The sequence below is a fragment of the Methylobacterium phyllostachyos genome (assembly GCF_900103445.1).
Taxonomy (GTDB): Bacteria; Pseudomonadota; Alphaproteobacteria; order Rhizobiales; family Beijerinckiaceae; genus Methylobacterium; species Methylobacterium phyllostachyos.
On sequence record NZ_FNHS01000008.1, the window covers coordinates 22,491 to 36,967 of the forward strand.

Genomic DNA, 14,477 nt, shown 5'->3' on the forward strand with positions numbered 1-14,477 from the left:
CATCGTGTCGATCAAAGCCGCCCTGCACCACGTCACCCATTACCGCTACGACCGGCCGATCAGCCTGGGTCCCCAGGTGATCCGCCTGCGCCCGGCCCCGCATGCGCGCACCAAGGTCCCGGCCTATGCGCTCACGGTGACGCCCGCCAACCACTTCCTGAACTGGCAGCAGGATCCGAGCGGCAACTGGCTCGCCCGCATCGTCTTCCCGGAGAAGACGGACGAATTGAAGATCGAGGTCGATCTGACCGCCGACATGGCGGTGATCAATCCGTTCGACTTCTTCGTGGAGGATTACGCGCAAACCCGGCCCTTCACGTACGACCCGGACCTCGCCGAGGAACTGGCCCCCTACCGCACCCCCGTCGATGCGGAGTGTCCCGAGATGGAGGCGCTGCTCGCCCGGCTGCCCGAGGAGCCCAACACCGTCCAGTTCCTGGTGGCGCTGAACGCCCAGATCGCCCGGGAGACCGCCTATGGCGTGCGCATGGAGCCCGGCGTCCAGACGCCGGCCGAGACCCTGCGGCTCAAGAGCGGGTCGTGCCGGGACTCCACGTGGCTGCTCGTGCAGGTGCTGCGCCGGATCGGCTTCGCCGCCCGGTTCGTCTCCGGCTACCTGATCCAGCTCGTGCCCGACACGACCGCGGTCGACGGCCCCGCGGGCGCGTCCGCCGACTTCACCGACCTGCACGCCTGGGCCGAGGTCTACCTGCCGGGCGCCGGCTGGATCGGCATGGACGCGACCTCGGGCCTGCTCACCGGCGAGGGCCATATCCCGCTGGCCGCGACCCCGCATTACCGCTCGGCCGCGCCGATCTCGGGGGCGGTCGAACCGGCCAAGACCGAGTTCGACTTCCGGATGACGATCACCCGGGTTGCCGAGACGCCGCGGATCACCAAGCCGTTCTCCGAGACGGTCTGGGCCGACATGGACGCGCTGGGCGAGCGGGTCGATGCCGACCTCGTGGCGCAGGATGTGCGGCTCACCATGGGCGGCGAGCCGACCTTCGTGTCGGTGGACGATTTCGAATCGCCCGAATGGAACATCGCCGCGGTCGGCCCGACCAAGCGCAGCCTCGCCGACACGCTGATCCGGCGCCTGCGCGACCGGTTCGGGCCGGGCGGCCTGCTCCATTACGGCCAGGGCAAGTGGTATCCCGGTGAGAGCCTGCCCCGCTGGGCCTTCGCGCTCTACTGGCGCAAGGACGGCAAGCCGATCTGGCGGAACCCCGACCTGATCGCCCCCGAGGTGATCGCGGGCCAGGAGGGCCAGGCGACCATCGTGCAGGCCAAGGCGCTCGCCGACGCGGTGGCCCGCCGCCTCGGCCTCGCCGATTACGTCATGCCGGCCTTCGAGGACGGCGAGCTCTGGGAGAAGAAGGTCGCGGCGCTGCCGGTCAACGTCACGCCCGCCGAGGCCCGGTCCGGCTCGGTGGAGTTCGACGCAAGGATCAAGCGCGTCTACGCGCGGGGCCTCGGGGAAGCCGCGGGCTACGTGCTGCCGCTGGCGAGCCTGCCCACCGGCAAGGACGGCGATGCCGAAAGGGTCTGGATCTCTGAGAAGTGGGACTTCCGGCGCGGCGCCGCCTTCCTGGTGCCGGGGGACTCGCCGGTGGGCTTCCGCCTGCCCCTGTCGTCCCTGCCCTACGTGCCGCCGGAGCACTATCCCTATTACCAGCCGCAGGACCCGCTGGAGCCCCGCGCTGCCCTGCCCGACGGGCATCCGGGCGAGACGACCGCCAACGGCGCCGGCATCACCGGCGTCGCGGTGCGCACGGCCCTGTCGATCGAGCCCCGGGACGGGGTGGTGCGGGTGTTCATGCCGCCGGTGCAGCGTGCCGACGAGTACCTCGAACTCGCCGGCCACCTCGAAGCGGCGGCCGCGGAACTGAACCTGCCGATCCAGATCGAGGGCTACGAGCCGCCCTACGACCCGCGGATCGGCGTGATCAAGGTGACGCCCGATCCCGGCGTGATCGAGGTCAACGTCCACCCGGCCGCCTCCTGGCGGGAGGCGGTGGCGATCACCACCGACCTCTACGCCGAAGCCCGCCAGACCCGGCTCGGCGCGGAAAAGTTCATGGTCGACGGGCGCCACACCGGCACCGGCGGCGGCAATCATGTGGTCATGGGCGGCGTGACGCCGGACGATTCCCCGTTCCTGCGCCGGCCCGACCTGCTCAAGAGCCTCGTGCTCTACTGGCAGCGCCACCCCGCCCTCTCGTACCTGTTCTCGGGCCTCTATATCGGCCCGACGAGCCAGGCGCCGCGCATGGACGAGGCGCGCCATGACGGGCTCTACGAGTTGGAGATCGCCCTCGCCCAGATCCCCGCCCCCGACGCGCCCAACATCCCGCGCTGGCTGGTCGACCGGGTTTTTCGCAACATCCTCGTGGACGTCACCGGCAACACCCACCGGTCCGAGATCTGCATCGACAAGCTCTACTCGCCGGACGGCCCGACCGGGCGCCTCGGCCTCCTGGAGTTCCGCGCCTTCGAGATGCCGCCGGACGCGCGGATGAGCCTCGCGCAGCAATTGCTGCTCCGCGCCCTCGTAGCGTGGCTGTGGCGCGAGCCGCAGACCGGGAGTTGTGTCCGCTGGGGCACGAACCTCCACGATCGGTTCATGCTCCCGCATTTCCTCTGGTCCGACTTCCTCGGGGTGCTGGAGGATCTGCGGACGGCAGGCTACGCTTTCGATCCGGTCGCCTTCGAGGCGCAGGCCCTGTTCCGATTCCCCGTGTTCGGCACGATCGAGCAGGGCGGGGTCCGGATGGAGCTGCGTCAGGCGCTGGAGCCCTGGCACGTCATGGGCGAGGAAGGGACCAGCGGGGGCACCGTGCGCTTCGTCGACAGCTCGGTCGAGCGATTGCAGGTCAAGGTCGAGGGCTTCGTGCCCGAGCGGCACGTCATCGCGTGCAACGGCCGGCGGCTGCCCATGACCTCGACCGGCCGCGGCGGCGAGGCCGTGGCGGGCCTGCGCTTCAAGGCGTGGCAGCCGGCCTCCTCGCTGCACCCGACGATTCCCGCCCACGCGCCGCTGACCTTCGACATCCTCGATGCCTGGAGCGGGCGCTCGCTTGGCGGCTGCCGCTATCATGTCGCCCATCCGGGCGGCCGCAACTACGAGACCCATCCGGTCAACGCCTACGAGGCCGAGGGGCGGCGCCTCGCCCGGTTCCAGCCGCATGGCCACACCCCGGGCCGGATCGAGATGCCCCGGCCGGAATCGAGCGCGGAATTCCCGCTGACCCTCGACCTGCGCACGCCGGCCCCGCAATGACCGGGGGGCCGTGATGGAGGCGGCGCTCGCGGAGAGCCTCGCGCGGACCACCGATCCGGCGGAGAGCCCGCGGGCGCGCGTCGCCCGTTGGACCGCGGATTACCGCCCTGCCCCCGGCCGGCCGGACGAGTTCCTGGGTCCCGACGGCCAGCCCCGCGGGGCCTGGCCGCGATTGCTCGACCATCTCGGCGGCCTCACCGAGCCGGAGATCCTGGCCCGGTTCGTCGCGGCGGAGCGGCACATCCGGGATGCCGGCATCTCGTTCCGCATCGCCGGTGACCAGCGCGAGCACCCCTGGCCGCTCGGCTGCCTGCCCCTGGTGATCGAGGGGACCGAGTGGGAGGAACTCAGCGCCGGCATCGTCCAGCGTGCGGAATTGATGGAGGCGATCCTCGCCGACGCCTACGGGGATGGGCGGCTGGTCGCGGAGGGCCTGCTCCCCGCCGCGATCGTGGCCGGGACGCCCGAATTCCTGCACCCGCTCCACCGGGTGATGCCCCCCGGCGGCCATTACCTGAAGCTCTACGCGGCTGATCTCGGCCGGGGGCCGGACGGGCGCTGGCAGGTGCTGGCCGACCGGACGCAGGCCCCCTCGGGCCTGGGCTGGGCGCTGGAGAACCGGATGGTCCTGGCCCGGACCTTCCCGGATTTCATCCAGGACCTGAACGTCGAGCGCCTGCCGGCCTTCTTCCAGGCGTTTCGCGATGGGCTGACGCTCGGCGCCGAGCGGGTCGAGCCGCGGATCTGCCTGCTGACCTCCGGCCCCTACAGCAGCACCTATGTCGAGCAGGCGGCGCTCGCCCGCTATCTCGGCCTGATGCTGGTGGAGGGCGACGACCTCGTCATGCAGGACGGGCGCCTGCACGTGCGCACGGTCTCGGGCCTGAAGCGGGCCGACGCCCTGTGGCGCCGGATCGATGCCGACTTCCTCGATCCCCTGGAGCTGAACCCGGCCTCGCGGCTTGGCGTGCCCGGCATCCTGGAGGCCCTGCGCAACGGCTCCCTGGTGGTGACCAATATGCCGGGCTCCGGGCTCGTCGAGTCGGCGGCGCTCGCCCCCTATCTCGACGGCATCGCCCGCCGGGTGCTGGGCGAACCCCTGCGCCTCGGTCATCCGCGCACGTGGTGGTGCGGCGACCTCGAGGGCTTAGGCCATGCCCAGGCGAATCTCGACAGCCTGACCCTGCGCCCGGCCGCCACGCCCCAGCGCGGGGCGGCTCGTGACGCGATCCTGGCGGGCCCGGCCCTGGCGGCGGAGCGGGAGCGGGTGGTGGCGGCCCTGCGCGACCGGCCGTTCGACTACGTCGCCCAGGAGGCCGCGCCGCTCTCGACCATGCCGGGCTGGGAGCGCGGCCCGGACGGGCTCTCCCTGGTGCCCCGCCCCTTCGTGGTCCGCGTCTTCGCCACGCGGACGCCGCTCGGCTGGCAGGTCATGCCCGGGGGCTTCTGCCGGTTCGCGGAGCGCGAGGATGTCGATCCGATCGAGCTGCGGCTCGGCATCCGCTCGGCCGATGTCTGGGTGCTCTCGGAAAAGCCGATCGCCGCGCCTCTGATCGTCACGCAGGCGGCCCCGCGGGTGCGCCGGGTCGGCGGCCACCTCCCCGCCCGGGCGGCCGACGGCCTGTTCTGGCTCGGCCGCTACCTGGAGCGCGCCGAGGCGGTGATCCGGCTGGTGCTGGCCCATCTGCGCAGCGTCGGCGACGCGGTCGGCACCGACATCTCGGGCGCCCTCGACACGCCGGCCGCCCTGGCGTTGCGCGGCCTCCTGCACGAATGGGCCGCCATCGGCGCGGCCGACCTGCCCACGGCCCGCCTCGCCCAGGAGGCGCTGGCCGGGCGCGAGCGGCCGGGCTCGGCCTGGGCCCATATCGGGTCGGCCCGCCGCAACGCCGCGGCCCTGCGCGCCCGCCTCTCCGGCGAAGTCTGGCGGGTGCTCGCCGATCTCGGCGAGTCCCTCGCCCTTAATACTGAGCGGGCCCTGGCCGAATCCCAGCTCACGGGCCGCGCCGAGCGGGCGCTGAGCCAGCTCGCGGCGCTGTCCGGCCTGACCCACGAGAACATGAGCCGGGCGGAGGGCTGGCACTTCGTCGAACTCGGCCGGCGGATCGAGCGGGCGATCAACACTTGCACCTTCGCGCTGGCCTTCGCCAACGACGAGGCGACGCCGGGCTGCCTCGGGGTGATGCTGTCGCTGTGCGATTCGCAGATCAGCTACGGGCGCCGCTACCTCCAGGGGGCCGCCCTCGACCCTGTGCGCGACTTGGTGCTGCTCGATCCCTACAACCCGCGCTCGATCGCCTTCCAGGTGGATGCGATCACCCGGCACCTCGCCGACCTGCCGGCGCTCGCCGCCGACGGCCTGCCGGAGCCGCATGGCCGCCTCGCCACCCGGATCCTGGCGGAGCTGCGCAGCGGCGAGGCCGCCGATTTCGACGCCGTGCGCCTCGCCGCGCTGGAGTCCGACCTCGAACGCCTCGCCGACGGGATCGCGGTGCGATACTTCCCGACGGGGCCGAACGCCCTGCGGCCCGAGAAGCTGATGGGGCTGGCGTGATCTATACGCTGCGCCACCGCACCACCTACCGCTACGGCCGGCCGGTGCGCTTCGCCCGCTGCACCCTGCGGCTCAAGCCGCAGGACGGCGAGGGCCAGAGCGTGCTGGCAAGCGCCGTCACGATCGATCCGAGCCCTGCCACCGCGGTGACGCGGCACGATTATTTTGGGATCGACGCGCTGGCGATCACCCTGGAGGCGCCCCACACGACCTTCAGCGTCGAGGCTTTGTCCACCGTGCGGGTCGAGCGCCCCGAACCGCCGCCGCCGGAATCCGGGATGGCCTGGGAGCAGGTCCGCGACGCCGTGGTGGCGGGGCGCGACCTCGGCGGCCGGGCGCCGGTGCATTTCCTGTTTCCGAGCGGCCGGGTGCCGCTGCTGCCGGAGGTCACCGACTACGCCCGGCCGAGTTTTTGCGCCGGCCGCAGCGCCTACGGGGCGGCCCACGACCTGATGCTGCGGATCGGTAAGGATTTCCGCTTCGATGCCCGGGCCACCAACGTCTACACGCCGCTGTCCGAATCCTTCGCGCTGCGGGCCGGGGTCTGCCAGGATTTCGCCCACGTGATGATCGCCGCCTTGCGCGGGATGGGCCTGCCGGCGGCCTATGTCAGCGGCTACCTGCGCACGGTGCCGCCGCCCGGCCGCCCGCGCCTGCGCGGGGCGGATGCGAGCCACGCCTGGGTGGCGGTCTGGTGCGGTGCGGGCTGGCTCGGCCTCGATCCGACCAACGGCGTGCCGGTGCGGGACGACCACATCGTGGTGGCGCGCGGCCGCGACTACGGCGACGTGGCGCCCCTCGACGGCATCGTGAGCGGCTCGGGCAAGCAGCGCCTGAAGGTCGAGGTGGATGTCATTCCGGATACCGAGACGCAGGATCTCGCGCTGGTCGGGTGAGGCGGCGCTCCGTCATCGCGAGCGCAGCGAAGCGACCCAGGGCAGCGCGACCTCGTTCACCGTGGCGTTACCCTGGGTCGCTTCGCTGCGCTCGCAAGGACGGGGGTGTTCGCGGTTCCTGCCCGCATTAACGTTCGTCGCCCGCCCCTTCACCACATCGTCTTCGCGGCCCGCTCCGGCCATTCCGCGTCGTAGCGCTGGCCGCCGACCGCGCCCGCGGTGAGCGCCGCCAGGATCGCCCCCGGGCTCGGCAGGCTCGTCGGATCGATGCGGGAGTCTGGATCCCACATCTTCGCCCGGATGATCGCCCGGGCGCACTGGAAGTAGACCTCGTCCACCGTGATCACGACCGCCGTTCGCGGCGCGTGGCCGTCGACGCTGAAGGAGGCGAGCAGGTCCGGGTCGGCCGAGATCACCGCCCGCCCGTTCACCCGGAGCGTCGTGCCCGAGCCCGGGATCAGGAACAGCAGTGCGACCCGCGGATCGCGCACGATGTTGCGCAGGGAATCGATCCGGTTGTTGCCCCGCCGGTCCGGCAGGATCAGCGTGCGCGGATCGGCGACCCGCACGAAGCCCGGCCGGTCGCCGCGGGGGCTGCAATCGAGGCCTTCCGGGCCTGAGGTCGCCAGCACCGCGAAGGGCGAGGCCGCGATCAGCGCCGCGTAGTCCGGCGTGACCGAGGCCGCCACCTTCACCGTGGAGGCGGGCGCCAGGGGCGCGTGGTAGATCGCCTCCAGGGCGGCGAGGCTGTCGACGATCATCGCGGGGCTCAGGCCGCTGTCTTGCCGGTCGCGAAGGCCTCGTGCTCGGCCACCAGCGCGCCGGAGAGCGCCGAGGCGATCAGCCCCCGGGTCTCTTCCACCCCGTAGAGGGCCACGAAGGAGCCGAACCGGGGTCCGCGCGCCTCGCCGAACAGCACGTTGTAGAGGCTCGTGAACCACGCCTGCGACACGCCGGGCCGCCCGTCCGGGCTCTTGGCCTTGCCGGACGTGTCGGGGAAGTGGCGCCGGCCGACCTCGTAGACCGCCGCCTGCAGGGCATCCGGATCGGTGGAGCCGGTGTGCTCCTTGAGCGTCTCCGACAGGTCCTCCAGGGCGGCCCGCTCCTCCGGCGTCGGGGCTCGGTAGGTCTTGGCCGGGCGCACGAAATCCGAAAAGTACTTCAGGGCGTGGACCACGAGCCGGTCGAGGCCCGGATGGGTCTCCGGCCCGGTCTGCGGCGCGTAGCGGCGGATGAAGCCCCACAGCACCGCCGGATCCTCGGTGTTGGCCACCGCCGCCAGGTTGAGCAGCATCGCGAAGGTCAGGCTCGCGCCCTCGACCCGCTCGGGCTCCGGCGGGTTGCCGGCGTGCAGATGCCAGACCGGGTTGCCCAGCCGCAGCTTCGCGTCCTGGCCGGCATAGCGGTCGAGGAAGCCGATATACTCGTCCACGTGCCGGGGGATCACGTCGAAGAACAGGCGCTTGGCCTCGCGCGGCTTGTTGTACATGAACAAAGCGAGCGATTCCGGCGTGCCGTACTTGAGCCAGTCGTCGATCGTCAGGCCGTTGCCCTTCGACTTCGAGATTTTTTGGCCCTTCTCATCAAGGAACAGCTCGTAGTTGAAGCCCTCCGGCGGCTCGCCGCCGAGCGCCCGGGCGATCTTGCCCGAGAGCTTGACCGAGTCGATCAGGTCCTTGCCGGCCATCTCGTAATCGACGCCGAGCGCCACCCAGCGCATCGCCCAATCGGGCTTCCACTGCAGCTTGGCGTGGCCGCCGGTCACCGGTGTCTCGTAGCGCTCCCCCGTCTCGGGATCGCGCCACACGATGGTGCCGCTCTCGGCCTTCACCTCGTCGATCGGCACCTGCATCACGTGACCGGTGACCGGGTGGAGCGGCAGGAACGGCGAGTAGCTCGCCGAGCGCTCGGCCCGCAGCGACGGCAGCATGATCTCCATCACGGCATCGTAGCGCTCCAGCACGCGCAGTAGCACCGTGTCGAACACGCCTGCGCGGTAGCACTCGGTGGCCGAGCGGAACTCGTAGGCGAACCCGAAGGCGTCGAGGAAGCGGCGCAGTTCGGCGTTGTTGTGCGCCCCGAAGCTGTCATGGGTGCCGAACGGGTCCGGCACGCGGGTGAGCGGCTGGTTGAGATGGGCGGCCAGCATCTCCCGGTTCGGGACGTTGTCGGGCACCTTGCGCAGCCCGTCCATGTCGTCCGAGAAGGCGATCAGCCGGGTCGGCACCGCGTCGCGGGTGAGCACCCGGAAGGCGTGGCGCACCATGGAGGTGCGGGCGACCTCGCCGAACGTGCCGATATGCGGCAGGCCCGAGGGGCCGTAGCCGGTTTCGAACAGAACCTCGCGTTTGCCGGATTTCTCCAGCCGGGCCACAAGCTTGCGCGCCTCCTCGAAGGGCCAGGCGGCGGCGTTGGCGGCGGCCTCGATGGTGTCGGGGTCGAGGGTCAGGGCTGGGGGCGCGGCGGACATGTCTTCGGGATGTGAGGGAAACGAGAAGCGCGCACCCTAGAGCGGTTCGCACCGAAGCGGAACGCCCGGCGGTGCAATGCAACGATCCGTTCGCCCGCTCGCGCTCCGATGCGGGCAGATTGCTCAGGCGCCTGGCCGCCGCGCGGTGTGCCGGATGGTGCGCACGATGACCTCATCGGCGCCGACACGATAGGTCATGATGTATGGGTACGGTGACACCACGATGCGCCGAATGCCGCGCCGGTCGGTCGTCTGGCCAGCATAGGGATGTCGGAGAAGCAGCTCCAGGCACGCGCCAATCCGCCGCCGAACGGCGTCGGCACCCGATGGGTTATGGCGCGCGATGTCGGCCAGCACGTGGTCGAGCTGGCGCGCGGCGGTTCGCGTCAGCCTCAGCCTCACAGGCCATACTTTGCCCAGATGGCGCGGACTTCCGCATCGGTGGCATACTCGCCGCGGGCCTCCTCGGCGTCGGCGGCGTCTTGTTCCGCCGCCTCCTCCGGGGTGAACCGGTAGACCGAATTCTCATCCCCCACGAAGGCCAGCATGAGGCGGGCGATCTCGTCCTGAAGGTCCGGGGACAGGTCGCGCGCCTTTGCCACGGCCTTTTCGAGCAGATTCGTCATGCGCCGCTCCTGATCCATGGAGACCCGACGCCGTGCAGGATCCCCGATTCGCGCGTTCGGTGGAAGCCTTTCGCCCCCGTCAGAACGGGCTGACGGGGAAGAACCGCAGGTACAGCTCCGTATACTTCCCGTCGTCCCAGACCCGCTGGAGCGCATCGTCCAGCGCCCGGGAGAGGGCCGCGTCCTCCGGGCGGGTGATCAGGCCGATCCCCTCCCCGAAATAGCGGTTCTCCAGGTAGTCGCCGCCGATCAGCGCGCAGCAGTTTTCCGCGTCCTGGCCGCCGACATAGAGGGCGAGGTTCAGGCCGTCGGCGAACAGGTAGTCGATCTCGCCGCGCTTGAGCGCGCCCTCGGCCGCCGCGAGGTCGGTGAAGTCCTTCGGGACGGCCTTCGGGAAGAACGCCTTGAGGTAGGCCGCATGCGCGCTGCCGGCCATCACCCCGACGCTGCGGCCGGCGAGCGCCGCCGCCGAGGGAACCGGCAGGCCTTTGTCGGTCCGCGCCGCGAACCGCGCCGGCCAGCGGAAATACGGCCGGGTCGCCAAGAACTTCTCGCGCAGCTTCGCCGTCAGGGGGATCGCGGCGGCGACCACGTCGCCCTGCTTGCTGTCGAGCGCGTCCAGCAGGGTGTCGAAGCGGCGCGCCTGCACCGTGCAGGTGATCGCCAGCTTCTCGCAGACCGCGCGGGCGAGCTCGACCACGAAACCCGTCGGGTTGCCGTCGGGGCCGGTGAAGTGCAGCGGCGGGAACTCGTCGTCCGTGAGGAAGCGGACCGCCCGGCCGGTCTGGGGCGCCTCCACCCGCTCGCCGCGGCTGCGCGGGTTCCAGAAATCCGGCACCGTGACGGCGGGGGTGTCGACAGGTTTGGCGGGGGCGTTGGCCTGGGCCTCCGCTGGCGCCGCAGCCGCGCCCGCCCGCGGGTTGCCGCAAAATGCCAGGGCGCCCAGGGCCGCTGCGGCCCAGATTGGGATGACCCTCCTATCGCCTCTTGACGATCGGACGGGGTCGGTGCTCCTCTCGGAGCGCGGGGGCGGGGACTGGCTCACCCCCCGTCTCTAACACGTCCTGAACGGACCGGGGGAGCGCACGGTGTCGTCCCAGCGCTCGGCCACGGCGCGGGCTCATCTACCGCCGGAGATCGCCTTTCTCCGCGCGGAGGGTGTCGAGATCCGGCTGCTGCACCAGGCCGCCGCCGATGCGGCCCGGGCGGGAACCGATGCGGCGACCGCGCTCCTGAATGCGGGCCTGATGGAGGAGGCGGCATATTACCGGGCCCTGGCCCGGGCGCTCGGCGTCCCCTACCTCGACGGACCGATCCCGTTCGGCCCCGGCCTGCGCTTCCCCGAGAGCCTGGTCGCCGGCCTCGCGCCCCTGGCGCCCGGCTTGGATGTGCCCTGCGTGCTGGCGCCCCCCGGGCGGGTGATCGCAGTCCTGCTCGGCGATCCGCCCCGGGGCCTGGCGGCCATCACCAGCCCGACCCACCTGCGCGAGGCCGTGTTCGCCGCGATCCCCGGGCAGGTGGCGGATCACGCGGCACAGGCCCTGGTGCGGCATGCACCCGGCCGTGCGACCGCGCGCGAGCCGGTCCTGGCCTGGCTGATGGTCCTGGCCCTCGCCCTCGCGGCGGGGCTCTGCCTCTGCGCCGCGCTGCCGGCGCCCCTCGCCCGCGCGGTGGTGCTGACCGCGCAGGGCCTGTTCCTGGCGATGACGACCTTCCGCCTCGCGGCCCTGGCGGTGTCGGCTCCGGTGACCGCCGAGGCGCCGCCCCTCGCGGACGCCGACTTGCCCGTCTACACCGTGCTCGTCCCCCTCTACCGGGAGGCGGCGGTGGTGCGGAGCCTGCTCCGGGCCCTGGCCGCCCTGGACTATCCCCCGGCCAAGCTCGACATCAAGCTGCTGCTGGAGGACGACGATCAGGAGACCCGGGCGGTGCTTGCCCGGATTCCCCTGCCCGCCCGGTTCGCGGTGATCACGGTGCCACCGGGCGGGCCCCGCACCAAGCCGCGGGCGCTCAATGCCGGCCTGCCGCTGGCCCGCGGCGACCTGCTCACGGTCTACGACGCCGAGGACGAGCCCGATCCCGGGCAGTTGCGGCTGGCCGCCGCCGCGTTCGCGCGTCTCCCTGAGCGGACCGCCTGCCTCCAGGGACGGCTCGTGATCGACAATGCCGGTGATTCCCGTCTCACCCGGGCCTATGCCCTGGAATATACGGGGCTGTTCGACGTCCTGAACCCGGCCCTGGCCCGGTACCGCCTGCCGATTCCACTCGGTGGCACCTCGATGCACCTGCGGGTCCGGGTCCTCCGGGCGCTCGGCGGTTGGGACCCCTACAATGTCACGGAGGATGCCGATCTCGGGATGCGGCTGGCGCTTGCGGGCTACACGGTCGGCGACCTGCCGAGTTCCACCGCCGAGGAGGCGCCCGCCCGGTTCCGGCCGTGGCTCGCCCAGCGCACCCGCTGGCTGAAGGGCCTCCTCCAGACGAGCCTCACCCACGGGCGCAGCCCGCTATCCAACGCGCGCAGCCTCGGCGGGCTGGAGGCGCTCTGCGCCGCGGCCCTGGTTCCCGGGACGGTGGCTTCGGCGCTCGCCTATCCGGTCTGCCTCGCCGCGGCCGCTTGGACCTTCCTGATCCGCGAGATCCCGGCCGCGCCGGTCTTCCTGGACAATCTCGATACCGGCCTCGCCATCACCCTGTTCGGGCTGGGGCTCAGTGCCCTGGTGCTGCCCGCCCTGCTCGGCTGCGCCCGCCGCGGCTGGGGCGACCTCGCCCAGTCGGTCCCGTGGATGCCGATCTATTACTTGCTGGTCAGCTTGGCCGCGTGGCTGGCGCTGATCGAACTGATCCGCGCCCCGCAGCGCTGGAACAAAACCCAGCACGGTCTGGCGCGCACGTCCCTGAGCGGCCGGCCGCGACATCCTGAGCGCACCGGCGCGGGGCGGGCCCTCGGAAAACGCGTTGTTCCTTGATCTGGATCAGGAACGGGCGGCGGGGCCCACCTATGTTGTGAGGCTGCCCGCGCCGCGGGTGGCCGATGATTCAGTGGCGGAGGGGTCAGAGCGATGCCGGCCTATCGTCTCCGCCGCACCCTGGAGCACGCGGACGGCCGCTGCGGCCTTGCCTTCGCCAGCGACAGCCTGGAGGCGGCCGATGCGGAGGCCGCGATCCTGAAGGCCCGGGACCTCTGCCGCCAGGCCGCCGGGATGCTCCTGACCGGGGCGGTGCTGACGGATCCGGGCGGGCGGATCCTGTGGTCGTCCAGCCTCGCGCTCGCCCGGGAACCGCTCTGCGTCCGGCCGACGAGCTGAAGCCGGCGCAACGCTTCGGGCTCTCGCGTCGTTGTCGTCCCGGGGTGGAACAGCACCATGGCCACGATCGCGATCCTGATCGGCACGCAGGCGGGGGCCCGCCTGCTGGCCGCTGCGTCCGAGCGGGAGGCGGCCCTCTCGGCCGAGGCGTTCCTGCTGCGCCTGCCCATCCGGACGCTGCCGGCTCCGCTCTGGGTGCAATGCGCCGACCCGGCGGTGAGCGGACGCCTGACCGGCTACCTCAATGCCCTCCAGGCCGAGCAGGTGCGCGAGCGGGACGCCCGGACCTGACGGGCGCCACAGGCCGTGCCCGGCGGATTTCCCTTTGCCGGATCATGCTCTAACCCGCCAGCATGAGCGAGATACGCGACACGGGCCGATCCGGTGCGGCTGGGGCGCCGCAGACGCCCCTGGACAGGCTTCTGCGCCTGATGGCGGCCCTGCGCGATCCCGTCCGCGGCTGCGCCTGGGACGTGGCGCAGACACCCGCCACCATCGTTCCCTACACGATCGAGGAGGCCTACGAGGTCGCCGACGCGGTGGCGCGGGGCGACCGCGACGACCTGCGCGATGAACTCGGCGACCTGCTCTTCCAGGTGGTGTTCCAGGCTCGCCTGGCCGAGGAGCGGGGCGATTTCGCGTTCGACGACGTGGCCCGCGCCATCGGCGACAAGCTGGTCCGCCGCCATCCGCACGTCTTTGCGCCGGATGGGACGCTCCTGCCGGAGGGATCGCCTTTGCGCGACCCGGCGCAGGTCGAGGCGCAATGGGCGGCGATCAAGGCGCAGGAACGCGCGGCGCGCGGGGACGCGGCGTCTGCGCCGGATCCGCTCGGCGGCGTCGCCAGGGCATTGCCCGCCCTCGCCCGGGCGGAAAAGATCTCCCGGCGGGCGGCCGGCTACGGGTTCGACTGGGACAACGCCGCCCAGGTGATCGACAAGGTCCGCGAGGAGACCGACGAGGTCGCCGAGGCCCTGGCGGCGGGCGATCAGCGCGCGGTTGCGGACGAGATCGGCGACCTGCTGTTCTCGGTGGCCAACCTCGCCCGGCATGCGGGGATCGATCCGGAGACGGCGCTCCGCGACGGCACCGCCAAGTTCGAGCGCCGCTTCGCCGCCATGGCGGGGCATCTGGCGGCGGCCGGGGGCGAACTCGGACGCTCGGATCTCGCCGCCATGGAGGCTGCGTGGCAGGCGGTGAAGCGCGACGAGGCGAACCAGGCCGGCTAAAGCGCACGCCGCCGAAGGGGATACCGGTTCGGCGCGCGGGAGCGCGTCAAAATAAAGGCTCCGGAGCCTCGTCCCGCACGGGGGCCTGCGGCTTTCGGAAACGGACGATAC

Annotated in this window: 12 protein-coding genes; 7 read left to right on the forward strand and 5 right to left on the reverse strand. The window is 71.9% G+C overall.

The window, feature by feature from the left end:
• Positions 1-4: 4 nt before the first annotated feature.
• The 3 genes from BLQ49_RS13870 to BLQ49_RS13880 are packed head-to-tail and all read left to right on the forward strand — an operon-like array spanning position 5 to position 6,733.
• Positions 5-3,283 (forward strand): transglutaminase family protein, encoded by a 3,279-nt coding sequence (locus BLQ49_RS13870; RefSeq protein ID WP_091716529.1) that lies wholly within the window; start codon positions 5-7, stop codon positions 3,281-3,283.
• Positions 3,284-3,296: 13 nt separating this feature from the next.
• The gene (locus tag BLQ49_RS13875) at positions 3,297-5,837 is read left to right on the forward strand and encodes a circularly permuted type 2 ATP-grasp protein (protein WP_091716531.1); all 2,541 of its coding nucleotides are present in this window, start codon (positions 3,297-3,299) and stop codon (positions 5,835-5,837) included.
• Positions 5,834-6,733 carry a transglutaminase family protein gene (locus BLQ49_RS13880; RefSeq protein ID WP_091716533.1) on the forward strand — a complete coding sequence of 300 codons (900 nt, stop codon included), beginning with the start codon at positions 5,834-5,836 and terminating at the stop codon, positions 6,731-6,733. The genes BLQ49_RS13875 and BLQ49_RS13880 overlap by 4 nt, the downstream gene beginning before the upstream one ends.
• 149 nt (positions 6,734-6,882) lie before the next feature.
• On the opposite strand, the gene BLQ49_RS13885 is transcribed toward BLQ49_RS13880, so the two are convergent.
• From BLQ49_RS13885 to BLQ49_RS13905, 5 genes are all read right to left on the reverse strand, one after another.
• Positions 6,883-7,494, reverse strand: coding sequence for a pyridoxamine 5'-phosphate oxidase family protein (locus tag BLQ49_RS13885; RefSeq protein ID WP_091716535.1), 612 nt, complete (start codon positions 7,492-7,494; stop codon positions 6,883-6,885).
• An 8-nt stretch (positions 7,495-7,502) separates the two neighbouring features.
• Positions 7,503-9,203, reverse strand: a complete 1,701-nt coding sequence (locus tag BLQ49_RS13890; protein WP_091716537.1) for a lysine--tRNA ligase — start codon at positions 9,201-9,203, stop codon at positions 7,503-7,505.
• Between the two features lie 123 nt (positions 9,204-9,326).
• Positions 9,327-9,605 (reverse strand): type II toxin-antitoxin system RelE/ParE family toxin, encoded by a 279-nt coding sequence (locus BLQ49_RS13895; protein ID WP_091716540.1) that lies wholly within the window; start codon positions 9,603-9,605, stop codon positions 9,327-9,329.
• Entirely contained in the window at positions 9,602-9,829 is a 228-nt protein-coding gene (locus BLQ49_RS13900; protein ID WP_091717014.1) for a hypothetical protein, read from the reverse strand. The genes BLQ49_RS13895 and BLQ49_RS13900 overlap by 4 nt, the downstream gene beginning before the upstream one ends.
• A gap of 79 nt (positions 9,830-9,908) precedes the next feature.
• Positions 9,909-10,874 carry a transporter substrate-binding domain-containing protein gene (locus BLQ49_RS13905; protein WP_091716542.1) on the reverse strand — a complete coding sequence of 322 codons (966 nt, stop codon included), beginning with the start codon at positions 10,872-10,874 and terminating at the stop codon, positions 9,909-9,911.
• Positions 10,875-10,917: 43 nt separating this feature from the next.
• Between BLQ49_RS13905 and BLQ49_RS13910 the strand changes: the two genes are divergently transcribed.
• The 4 genes from BLQ49_RS13910 (at position 10,918) to mazG (ending at position 14,366) form a co-directional block, all read left to right on the forward strand.
• Positions 10,918-12,798: a glycosyltransferase gene (locus tag BLQ49_RS13910; RefSeq protein WP_091716544.1), complete on the forward strand. Its 1,881-nt coding sequence runs from the start codon at positions 10,918-10,920 to the stop codon at positions 12,796-12,798.
• Between the two features lie 93 nt (positions 12,799-12,891).
• Positions 12,892-13,137 (forward strand): hypothetical protein, encoded by a 246-nt coding sequence (locus BLQ49_RS13915; RefSeq protein ID WP_091716545.1) that lies wholly within the window; start codon positions 12,892-12,894, stop codon positions 13,135-13,137.
• Between the two features lie 57 nt (positions 13,138-13,194).
• Entirely contained in the window at positions 13,195-13,428 is a 234-nt protein-coding gene (locus BLQ49_RS13920) for a hypothetical protein (protein ID WP_091716547.1), read from the forward strand.
• A gap of 62 nt (positions 13,429-13,490) precedes the next feature.
• Positions 13,491-14,366: a nucleoside triphosphate pyrophosphohydrolase gene (gene mazG / locus BLQ49_RS13925; protein ID WP_091716549.1), complete on the forward strand. Its 876-nt coding sequence runs from the start codon at positions 13,491-13,493 to the stop codon at positions 14,364-14,366.
• Positions 14,367-14,477: the final 111 nt, after the last annotated feature.